Annotated in this window: 8 protein-coding genes and 1 riboswitch; of the genes, 1 reads left to right on the top strand and 7 read right to left on the bottom strand. The window is 43.5% G+C overall.

Going from position 1 to position 10,261, the window contains the following annotated elements; all coding sequences use genetic code 11:
* Positions 1-149 precede the first annotated feature (149 nt).
* The 6 genes from B2V22_RS01925 to dnaX all read right to left on the bottom strand — a co-directional run bounded on the left by B2V22_RS01925 (position 150) and on the right by dnaX (position 5,978).
* Complete coding sequence (locus B2V22_RS01925; RefSeq protein WP_290490095.1) at positions 150-1,004, bottom strand: helix-turn-helix domain-containing protein; 855 nt, start codon at positions 1,002-1,004, stop codon at positions 150-152.
* Between the two features lie 160 nt (positions 1,005-1,164).
* Positions 1,165-2,178 carry a DNA polymerase III subunit delta' gene (gene holB / locus B2V22_RS01920; RefSeq protein WP_290490093.1) on the bottom strand — a complete coding sequence of 338 codons (1,014 nt, stop codon included), beginning with the start codon at positions 2,176-2,178 and terminating at the stop codon, positions 1,165-1,167.
* 57 nt (positions 2,179-2,235) lie between these two features.
* Positions 2,236-2,895, bottom strand: coding sequence for a dTMP kinase (tmk, locus tag B2V22_RS01915; RefSeq protein WP_290490091.1), 660 nt, complete (start codon positions 2,893-2,895; stop codon positions 2,236-2,238).
* A 30-nt stretch (positions 2,896-2,925) separates the two neighbouring features.
* Positions 2,926-3,525 carry a recombination mediator RecR gene (gene recR, locus B2V22_RS01910; RefSeq protein ID WP_016897879.1) on the bottom strand — a complete coding sequence of 200 codons (600 nt, stop codon included), beginning with the start codon at positions 3,523-3,525 and terminating at the stop codon, positions 2,926-2,928.
* Positions 3,526-3,740: 215 nt separating this feature from the next.
* Positions 3,741-4,055 (bottom strand): YbaB/EbfC family nucleoid-associated protein, encoded by a 315-nt coding sequence (locus B2V22_RS01905; RefSeq protein ID WP_003141629.1) that lies wholly within the window; start codon positions 4,053-4,055, stop codon positions 3,741-3,743.
* Between the two features lie 75 nt (positions 4,056-4,130).
* Positions 4,131-5,978 carry a DNA polymerase III subunit gamma/tau gene (dnaX, locus tag B2V22_RS01900; protein ID WP_290490084.1) on the bottom strand — a complete coding sequence of 616 codons (1,848 nt, stop codon included), beginning with the start codon at positions 5,976-5,978 and terminating at the stop codon, positions 4,131-4,133.
* A 345-nt stretch (positions 5,979-6,323) separates the two neighbouring features.
* A riboswitch (SMK box riboswitch) is annotated at positions 6,324-6,412 on the top strand.
* Between dnaX and metK the strand changes: the two genes are divergently transcribed.
* The gene (gene metK / locus B2V22_RS01895) at positions 6,410-7,585 is read left to right on the top strand and encodes a methionine adenosyltransferase (protein ID WP_290490082.1); all 1,176 of its coding nucleotides are present in this window, start codon (positions 6,410-6,412) and stop codon (positions 7,583-7,585) included. (Overlaps the previous riboswitch by 3 nt.)
* Before the next feature lie 113 nt (positions 7,586-7,698).
* On the opposite strand, the gene B2V22_RS01890 is transcribed toward metK, so the two are convergent.
* On the bottom strand, positions 7,699-9,849 hold the full coding sequence (locus B2V22_RS01890; RefSeq protein WP_290490080.1) for an HAD-IC family P-type ATPase: 2,151 nt from the start codon (positions 9,847-9,849) through the stop codon (positions 7,699-7,701).
* Between the last annotated feature and the right edge of the window lie 412 nt (positions 9,850-10,261).

The raw sequence follows: 10,261 nt of genomic DNA, 5'->3' as shown, positions 1-10,261 counted from the left end.
ACACTATTTGTAAAAGAACCATCTTATTTGCGCATAGAACTGCTTTTATTTCCCCTCAGCCCATCAAATAGTAAATATGTAAACGCTTATTGTTAGTCTACATTCTACCGGAATTTTGGTGGTATTCTGAAAATTGTTATATATAACAATTATGTGTAGTTTTTGACATAAGTATCTAGTTCATCTTGATGCATTTTAGCGAATGGTTCATCGAATAGTTCAAAAACTTGAATCGCCTTTTGGCATTTACTTACCCCTTCATCAAATTGACCTTCAACAATCGCCAACCCCCCTTTTAAGAATAAAAGACGATTTTTAAAGTAATAGGCATTTGTGCTCAGCTGTGGTTGAATTGCTGCCATAATATCATTCACTTCGTCAGTTTCCTCTGACCGTAAACGATCGAAACAGACATTGATTAGGATGCTCAGTATGTGCGCCTTCAAGGGATTGTCTTCTTGTATTGTAGGCAATTTCTCAATCATATCTGCTACCAATACGTCTTGCAATGACTTCGTCAATCCTCGGAGGGAGTTCCCTAGCAAAATCACCTCGTAGCTGGTCCAAACGGAACATTTCAAGAGGTATTCACTGATTAAATGCTTGTCAGCTTCAGGAATTTCCACCTCAGTTAAATCATTCAATAAAAGCTTCGTCATAATAGCATTGTATTTAAATAAAATTTGGTTGGTTTCATCATATAAGTTTTCTTGGGTTTGTGCGATTGCGTTCAAGGCGTCAATATCACCTTTTTTATAAGCACTATCAATTTCTTCGATGTAGAATTTATAAGGACTATTGAATTCCTCAATGGCCGTCATAAATTCAGCAAAGGAGATGCCCAGGTTATGGACTAGATTGACCAAGTGATGAATGGTAATACTTGTTTCACCACGTTCGAACTTTGAGAGTTGGGAGTAGGAAACATCCCCAGTGGTTGTGACATCCATAAGGGTCAAACCGCGCTCTCTTCTTAGATCTCTGTAGCTTATTCCAATATTCATTCTGTTGCTCCTTTTGTTATATATGACAAAAAATGAATTTTCCCCTATAATTCTGTTATATTTTAACAAAAAGGAGACGAAAGCATGAAACAAAAAATCTTATCTCTACTAACTACGATTGCAATTTTCGGCATCATTGGCGTCCTTTAAGCATTTCGGCCTATTTTTTCCAGTAGGCTAATACCATATATTCCATAGCGGACTGTACACTCACATTCGATTGGATCATCCGCTGTGCTTGTCCTACTAAATGTAGGGCTTTTGTTGCTTCTGCTACTGTAATTTTATTGACCATGCCTTGGTATTTACCAAAGTCATTTGGGAAGACTAGTTGATCCTGATTGTCTTGTCCCTGGTCTACATGCAGGAGTAAATATAATAAATCATGGAAATGAAAGGCCACTAAATTTAGGGCCTGAATCATATCCGCCCTACCCTTAGGACCCTTCATCCAGTCTGACGCCACCATAGTTAGACCACGAGGGTCCTTTTTCACGATTAAATCTATCCACTGCAAGGACCAGTTGAGTCGTTGCTGGAAATCTTCATTCTCTGCCAACGTCGTCGCTTCACTCACATCATTGGTTAAAGCGGTCAGAGTCGTTGCCATACTTGGCTTAATCCCCGCTTCCTCAAATAAGGCTTGCAAGTCCAACTTGTTTAATTGGGGAAAATGAATCATCTGGCAACGAGACACAATCGTCGACAGGATCGCATCCCTATTATTGGTTAGTAGGAAAATAAAGACATTTTCATGCGGTTCCTCGATAAACTTCAACAAAGAATTGGCTGCGTTGACAGTCATTTTCTCTGCTTCATGGATAATAAAAATTTGGTTGTCCCCTTCAAGCGAAGACATAGACAACCGTTCTTTTAGGTCTCTCGTTTGGTCAATTTTAATGGTATTCCCGTCCGGTTCTATATGAAAAACATCCGGATAATCAGTGGACAATATCCGACTACAATGATTACATGTCCCGCAAGGTGTCCCATTATCAGTTGGATTGAGACAATTCAAATAGGCCGCGAGATATAGGGCCATGTCTTCTTGACCAGAACCCACCATACCTTCAAATATATAGGCATGGCCAAGGCGGTTATTGACGAGGACGCGGTCCATCATAGCGGTCAAATCCGCTTGCTTCTTGGCGATATCAAAATGTTCGTGTGCCATTGATGGACTCCTTTCCATTACTTTAAGGCGCTTTAATGACTTGAATGACTAGCTGAATTAACGAAATAAAGTTGGGAAATGACTTTCCAAAATAGCCAAAGCATCCCGCTGCATACTTTCAGGGTCTTGGGTGGCATCAATGACTCGAATCCTGTCTGGGAAACGGTCTTTCAAGACGCCATAACCTTGATGGACGCGTTGATGGAAATCAATGGTTTCAACGTCCAAGCGGTTTTGTTCAGCCTGACTGCGGTTAGCTTGAATCCGGCGAATCCCCTCTTCTGCCGTAATATCTAAATACAAGGTCAAGTCGGGTTGGCGCCCATCAGTTGCGAATTGGTTGATGGCCATAATTCCCTCTTCCCCAATTTCACGACCGTAGCCCTGGTAGGCAATTGACGAGTCGACGAACCGGTCACATAAGACCATGTGGCCTGCTTCAAGTGCAGGCAGTACGGTATGAACTAAATGTTGACGACGGCTAGCTGCGTATAAAAGGGCTTCAGCTCTAGGATCTAGGGCTACGTTCTCCGGGCTTAAAATCACTTCTCTGATATCTTCCGCAATCGGGTCGCCACCTGGCTCGCGCGTCAGCTTTAAAGGCACAGCTAGCTTTTCTTCAAGTTTCGCTGTTAGTCCCTGAATAAGGGTCGTTTTGCCTGCGCCATCGGGTCCTTCAACAGTAATAAATTTCCCAGCAAATATTTGTTTATCCATGAGGTCTCCTTAAAATCTGTTATAGACTAGTTAATCAATATCACGACGGCCTTCAAGGGCACGCAATAGGGTCATCTCATCCGCATACTCAATGTCACTGCCCACAGATAAACCATAGGCAATCCGCGATACTTGAATGCCTGCAGGTTTAATCAAACGAGACAGGTAGGTTGCAGTCGCTTCCCCTTCAGCTGTCGCATTGGTAGCCACAATCACTTCCTTGACTTGGTCATCTTGCAGACGGGTCAATAGGGGTTGGATATTCAAATCTTCCGGCCCAGTCCCTTCCATTGGTGACAAGACCCCGTGCAAGACATGGTAGAGGCCGTGGTACTCACGCATCCGTTCCATAGACACCACATCACGCACCTGCTCCACCACTAAAATTCGTGACCGATCGCGGTTTTCATCCGCACAGATTTCACAAGGATCAGACTGGGTAATATTCCCGCAAACTGAGCAATACCGTAGCTCGCGCTTGGCATCCACCAAAGAAGATGCAAATTGAAGCACATCCGCCTCCGGCATGTCCAAGACGAAGAAGGCCAACCTAGACGCCGTCTTCGCGCCAATCCCTGGCAACTTACTAAAAGAATCGATTAACTTGGCAATTGGTTCTGGATACTGCATTCTCTACACCCCTGCATCTAACTTTCCTTATATTTTAAACATTTTTGATAAAAAGGGTAACACTCTGACAAAATGGGACATCAATACTAGGCAGCTGTGCTCGTAACCTAACTGTCCCTGTCTGTAATACCATATCTTATCAAAAATACCATGGATAGTCCTCCTACCCATGGTAAAAAATGGTTGTTCATGATCAACCATAAACTTTGTTTTGACTATAGTCCTGGGATACCTTTAGTATATTTGCCCATAACATTTGCAGTTTCAGTGTCTACTTTTTCAAGACCATTATTTACTGCTTCAATCAACAAATCTTGTAACATGTCAACATCTTCTGGATCGACTGCATCCGGTTTGATGTTGATTGCTTTCACACGGCGGTCACCTGTTACCGTCACATTCACCATGCCTGATGGTTCAGTGCCTTGAAACTCTTTTGTTTCAATATTCTTTTGTTCTGACTCCATCTCTTGTTGCATCTTTTGCATTTTACGCATCATTTGTTGCATATTTGCCATTCCGCCTGCCATTTTATCGTCTCCTTTTAGCTTTCCATATTTTTTAACTTACATGTTCATGGTCACTTTGGGATTAAGCCCCATGACCTAATCATCTATTATTGTAACATTATCCTTACCAAATAGTGAAGTTGCTTGATCGACCTGCGCTTGACGCGAACGAGATTCTTCATCATTCAAGCCGTTCTCATCCAGTCCATCATCCACCGCTTCATCTTCCTGGGTAAAGGCTTCAGCATCCGTTGCCGACCCCTTAGTAGCCACCGCATCGTTCCCCACCAAGTCGCCCAATTCGCCATTCTTCATGGCTTGGACATAACTTTGACGGGCAGACTGCCACTGGTCACTCGTTAAATAATACATCTTCGTTGGGTGACCTAGCTGATTAGATAGAATCCGCTCAATTTCTTGACGGGTCTCCGTATCGTCATCCACCTTCTTGCACAAGATTTCATAATCAAACCGTACTACAAAAGCATTGGGTGATGCTGCCGCTGGGAAAGTTGCCTTTAATAAGGCCGCCTGCATACTTGGCAGACTCTCAATCAGCCCTTCCCATAAATTCGAGATATCATTCAAATCCTTCTTAGTCGCTTGATTTAACACTTGGAAGACCTTCGTCAGATTTGGCGAAAAGGCCGTCGCATTCCCTGACCGCTTAGCCGGCTTACTTGGTGCAGGTTTAACTGGTTCTTTGCCCCCATTTTGAACCTCTGCCGTTAAATTTGCCACTTGTTCTTGCAATTCAGCTAGCGCTTGACTCACTTGAGTTGGCAAGACATGGTCATCTTCTTGGTTGGCCGCCACTTGTTGGTTACCACTTTGACCAACAGCCGCCTGGCCTCCGATTTGACTGGCCACCTGAACCGTCGCCACCTCTAGATAGATCGTTGGTTGCAATGAAAACCGAATTTCTGCCTGTGTTTCTCGGAAGACTTTCATCATCTTATACAAGACATTCACATCAATCGTTTTCGCTAGACTATAAAAGGCTTCATCATAACGTTGGGTCAAATCTTCAATCTCAGCCGTATCCGCCTTGGTTTCCTTAGCAATCATTAAATCACGTACAAAAACCAACTGCTCTTCCACAAAACGCGCCGCATCTTGACCACCAGCCATTAAAGCATGTAAATGGTCTAAAGCTGCCGTCACTTGCCCATTAGCTAGGGCCTCCGTATATTCAACCAATTGCTCTTCAGACAAGGCTCCCGTCACCAACCGACTCGTTTCAAGTGATAAAGTCCCATCTGAAAAGGAAATCACCTGGTCTAACAAGGACAAGGCATCCCGCATCCCACCGTTCGCCGCACGGGCAATCACAGTTAAAGCACCGTTCTCAAATTCAATCCCATCTTGGTCTAAAATAAAAGCCATCCGGTCTTCAATCGATTGACGCGAAATTCGTTTAAAATCAAACCGTTGGGTACGAGAAATAATGGTTGCTGGAATTTTATGCGGTTCAGTGGTTGCCAAAATAAAAATCACATTGGCAGGTGGCTCCTCTAAGGTTTTTAACAAGGCATTGAAAGCCCCAGTTGAAAGCATGTGGACCTCATCAATAATATAGACCTTGTATTGCGCTTCAGTTGGCGCATAGCGGACCTTATCACGGATATCACGAATCTCCTCAACCCCGTTGTTAGACGCCGCATCGATTTCAATCACATCCGGCAAAGTGCCATCTGTAATTGCCCGACAAATCTCACATTCATTACATGGTTCCCCGTCCACCTGGTTTGGACAGTTGATTGCTTTCGATAGGATTTTAGCCGCACTCGTCTTACCCGTCCCTCTTGGACCAGTAAACAAATAAGCATGACTCGTCTTGCCAGTTCGAATAGCATTTTGCAGCGTACGCGCAACAGCCTCTTGGCCAACAATATCTCCAAATGTCTGCGGCCGCCAAACGCGGTATAATGCTTGGTAACTCATCGCTGCCTCCTTAAACTTGCTACATCTAATCATCCTGAATATTATAACACGAAATACGACTGCACTCCACGGTAAGACAGTCGTATGGAAAAGTTACAATTTTTAAAAGTAAGTGTGGGTTACCCATGGGAAATCCCTTTAATGATAACTATAGTGGTCGCTTTTTACTCACTACCCAGCATTTCCTATCTCAACGCCATGGATCACATCCTATATTTAAGGCCATGATAGGTAAAGGGTAGGCCGAAGTGCTTAGATCAAAAAATCTAGGTGCTGAAAACTACGAAATTTTCGAAATTGAAGCCATTTTCCCCTTACTATTCCCCACATATCCTGTATAATGAGAAACGTTACAATAAATTCTTCCCGATAGGGTTTGCTTAGGCAAAAATTCCTTGTAACCATAAAATTTATATTTTGGGGGAAACAACATGAATAAACGACTATTTACTTCTGAATCTGTCACGGAAGGACATCCAGATAAGGTCGCTGACCAAATTTCTGATGCCATTCTTGACGCGATTCTTGCACAAGACCCACAAGCTCGAGTTGCTTGCGAAACTGCTGTAAATACAGGACTTGTCCTAGTATTCGGTGAGGTAACAACAAGCGCCTATGTGGATATCCAAAAAATCGTTCGCGACAAAGTTCGTGAAATTGGTTACCGTGACGGCAAATTCGGCTTCGACGCTGACTCCATCGCCGTATTGGTCTCACTAGACGAACAATCACCAGACATCGCACAAGGTGTTGACGATGCCATTGAAACCCGGGAAACGGGCGAAGTGGACAACAAGCTGATTGGTGCCGGTGACCAAGGGATTATGTTTGGTTATGCTACGGACGAGACACCAGAGTTAATGCCAATGCCAATTGCTTTAAGTCACCGCCTATCTCGTCGACTAGCTGAAGTCCGTAAAAGTAGTGAATTAAACTACTTAGGTCCAGATGGTAAGACTCAGGTAACCATCGAATATGATGACAACAACCAACCACAACGCATTGATACCATCGTCATTTCAACACAACATACTGAAGGTATTGAACTAGACCAAATCCGCCAAGACGTGATCAAACACGTTATTGAGCCAACTATGCCTGAAAACTGGTTAGATGAAAACACGCGTTACTTCATCAACCCAACTGGTAAGTTTGTATCCGGTGGTCCTGAAGCCGATTCAGGTTTAACTGGTCGTAAAATTATCGTCGACACTTATGGTGGATCTGCTCACCACGGTGGTGGGGCCTTCTCAGGTAAAGACGCTACTAAAGTTGACCGGTCTGCTTCATATGCGGCTCGCTATATTGCTAAAAACTTGGTTGCAGCTGGCTTAGCGCGTAAAGTTGAAATCCAATTAGCCTATGCTATTGGGGTTGCAGAACCTGTATCTATTGCGATTGACACCTTTGGTACAAGTGACTTATCTGAAAATGAATTAGTCAGCCTTGTGCGCGACAACTTTGATTTAACCCCAAATGGGATTATCGATATGTTATCACTACGTCAACCAATCTTCAGTAAAACTGCTGCTTACGGCCATTTTGGTCGTGATGACCAAGACTTTGCTTGGGAAAAAACAGATAAGGTCGACATCTTGAAGAAATAAGCCGTCTTGAATAAACAACACAGAAAACCCCAGTAAGCTGCCTCGTAGAGGTTACTTACTGGGGTTTTCTTTATTTATCGGTTGTAGTCTTTACATGCAAGAATGCCGTCAATTTAAAAATTTAACCGTGTGAAAAAGGCTTTGAAGTTAGCTTGATAGCGGTTGACCATTTTCCAAAAGGCAAAAGCGACAACCAACAAGACGAGACTGATTAGGGATTCGCTAGCGGTCATGGGTTGGATGGTCAAAACGTCTGAAAAATGCGGCAAGACCAATGCGACGGCAAGCATGGCAAGGGTCGCGGTTGATGCGAGAAAGAGACGCAACTTGTTAAACGGGAAGCAGGACTGCCATACCGCAAATAAAGAGATACCGGTCAAGATGACATAGTCAAAGGTCCGGGCGGTTTCAAAGTCAATCATGCCCAGTTTCACCATGACTAAGGAGGCAAAAATGGCTACAGACACCGTTAGGGCTGAAGGTAGCGCAGCTGCAAGGGATTTGGGTAGGAACCGCTCTTTGACTTGCTGGTTATTAGGTTCAAACGACATGAAGAAGGCAGGATAGCCCTCAATAAAGGCGTCAATCATGGTAATTTGTAAGGGAATAAATGGAAACGGGAAATTCAAGGCAATACAAATTAGGGTCACGATTAAGGAATATAGGGTTTTGATAAAGAATACGCTTGATGACCGGGTGATGTTGTTGACCACACGGCGGCCTTCAGAAATGACCGCTGGTAAGTCACCAAAGTCTGAATTGACCAGGATTAAATCGGCCATTTGACGGGTTGCCCCGTCCCCTTCAGCCATAGCGATGGATAAATCAGCTTGTGACAAGGCTAAAATATCGTTGACCCCGTCTCCTGTCATCCCAACAATATGATCTTCGTCTTGAAATTCGGATACCAAAAGTTTCTTTTGTTGGGGTGAGACCCGGCCGAAAACATTGTATTGGTGAGCTGCTGCTCTTACATCTGCTTCCGCTTGGATTTGACTCATATCAATCGCTTGGGCATCGCCTGCGAGTCCTGCGTTCTTAGCGACTCTAGCAACGGTTTGCGGGTTGTCACCTGAAATAATTTTGATGTCCACACCCTCGTTTTGGAAAAATTCCAGGGTGGCTTTCGAATTTGGGCGAATTGGGTCGCTCAAAGTGATGTAGCCAATTGGCTTGATCGCCAAATTGGCGATTTCAGTCTTGTCGTCTAGTAGGTCAGTCGACTGGCCCACCAACAAAACCCGCAGACCGTCATTCTGCGCGGTAATTACTTGCTGAATCGGTTGGTCGATAAGGTATTCAGCTGCACCAACGAAAATTGTACCGGCTTCTTTAAAACTGATTGCCCCCCACTTCCGTTCAGATGAAAAGGGCGTGACTTGTAAAGATTCTAAAGTAGAAGCTTGGCCATCGAAGTGGTTTTTCAAGGCCGTCATGGTTAAATTACTATCGGTTGATGCGGCCGTATAATTGGCCAACTTGTCTCGTAAATCCTGGTCGGACGTGCTGTTTAGTGTGAAAATCCCCTCCACTGACATTTTCCCTTGCGTGATTGTCCCAGTCTTATCTAAACACAGCATATCCATGTGGGCCAAGGCTTCAACAGCGTACATATTTTGCACGAGGACATTCTTTTTGCCTAGTTTTAAAACAGCCGTTGAAAGGGCTAGTGAAATCAACAATACCAGACCTTTAGGCAGCATACCGATCAGAGCAGCTACCGAGTTTATAACCGCAACATCTACGGCATCACTTCGTAGTAAGAAAGCTTGCAAGAACAAGAGAATCCCTAGTGGCACAATGATGTAAGAAGTAAACTTGGCAATCTTCTTAATAGCGTCGGTTAATTCTGAACGGGCGTATGGTTGAGACTTGGTTTCAGCCACCAACTGCTCTGCGTAATTGTCATCCCCTACATGGATCAACTCAGCAAGCAATTGCCCACTAGTCAAATAAGAACCAGATAATAACTCATCGCCTGCTTGTTTTAAAATGGCATCCGATTCACCCGTTAATAGGGACTCATTCACTTCGCTTGACCCGTCCACTACGTTGGCATCTGAGGGCACCTGGTCACCACTTTCAAGGATAATCAAGTCGCCAACCACCAATTCAGTCGATGGCACAATGACTTCCTGGCCATTTCGGACCACCTTAACTGGTTTATTGGATAAAATGGTCAACTTACTGACCAAATCGCGAGCTCTAATCTCTTGGACAATCCCAATAATAATATTCAATATGATGATGGCAATAAAAGCCATATTAGAATAAGCGCCAACTAGTAACAATAAGAAGGCTAACAGGAAGTTTAAAGCATTAAATAGGGTAAAAACATTTTCTTTAANNTAATTTCAGCCGTCGTCTTCTGAGTAGAATGACTGGTTTGGTTAACCTTGCCTTCAGCTATTTTTGCCTGGACTTCTTCATCCGTTAAACCTTGGTATTGATCGTTTCTCATTAATCCACATCCTCCATTTTCCATTCCTCATTTTTGTTGCTATTTTTTCCTAATAAAAGTCCATTATACGACAGATGAATATGCACAAATTTAAAGATTTATTTAGCTTTCCTTTAAGAAAACAAGATTGTCGGGAAAAACGTAGAAAGAACAAAAAACTCCTCCATCTTTCGATGAAGGAGTCTTACTATATATGCCGGCTAAAGGACTTGAAC

The sequence above is a fragment of the Aerococcus sp. UBA6277 genome (assembly GCF_002440555.1).
In the GTDB taxonomy this organism is placed as follows: Bacteria; Bacillota; Bacilli; order Lactobacillales; family Aerococcaceae; genus Aerococcus.
This window is presented reverse-complemented; position numbering and strand designations above follow the sequence as displayed.

Bases quoted from the DNA above. Each gene is read 5' to 3' on its own strand.
- tmk (WP_290490091.1), bottom strand. From the start codon at position 2,895: ATGGATAAACAAATATTTGCTGGGAAATTTATTACTGTTGAAGGACCC.
- B2V22_RS01890 (WP_290490080.1), bottom strand. From the start codon at position 9,849: ATGGCTTTTATTGCCATCATCATATTGAATATTATTATTGGGATTGTC.
- B2V22_RS01905 (WP_003141629.1), bottom strand. From the start codon at position 4,055: ATGGCAGGCGGAATGGCAAATATGCAACAAATGATGCGTAAAATGCAA.
- dnaX (WP_290490084.1), bottom strand. From the start codon at position 5,978: ATGAGTTACCAAGCATTATACCGCGTTTGGCGGCCGCAGACATTTGGA.
- metK (WP_290490082.1), top strand. From the start codon at position 6,410: ATGAATAAACGACTATTTACTTCTGAATCTGTCACGGAAGGACATCCA.
- recR (WP_016897879.1), bottom strand. From the start codon at position 3,525: ATGCAGTATCCAGAACCAATTGCCAAGTTAATCGATTCTTTTAGTAAG.
- holB (WP_290490093.1), bottom strand. From the start codon at position 2,178: ATGGCACACGAACATTTTGATATCGCCAAGAAGCAAGCGGATTTGACC.
- B2V22_RS01925 (WP_290490095.1), bottom strand. From the start codon at position 1,004: ATGAATATTGGAATAAGCTACAGAGATCTAAGAAGAGAGCGCGGTTTG.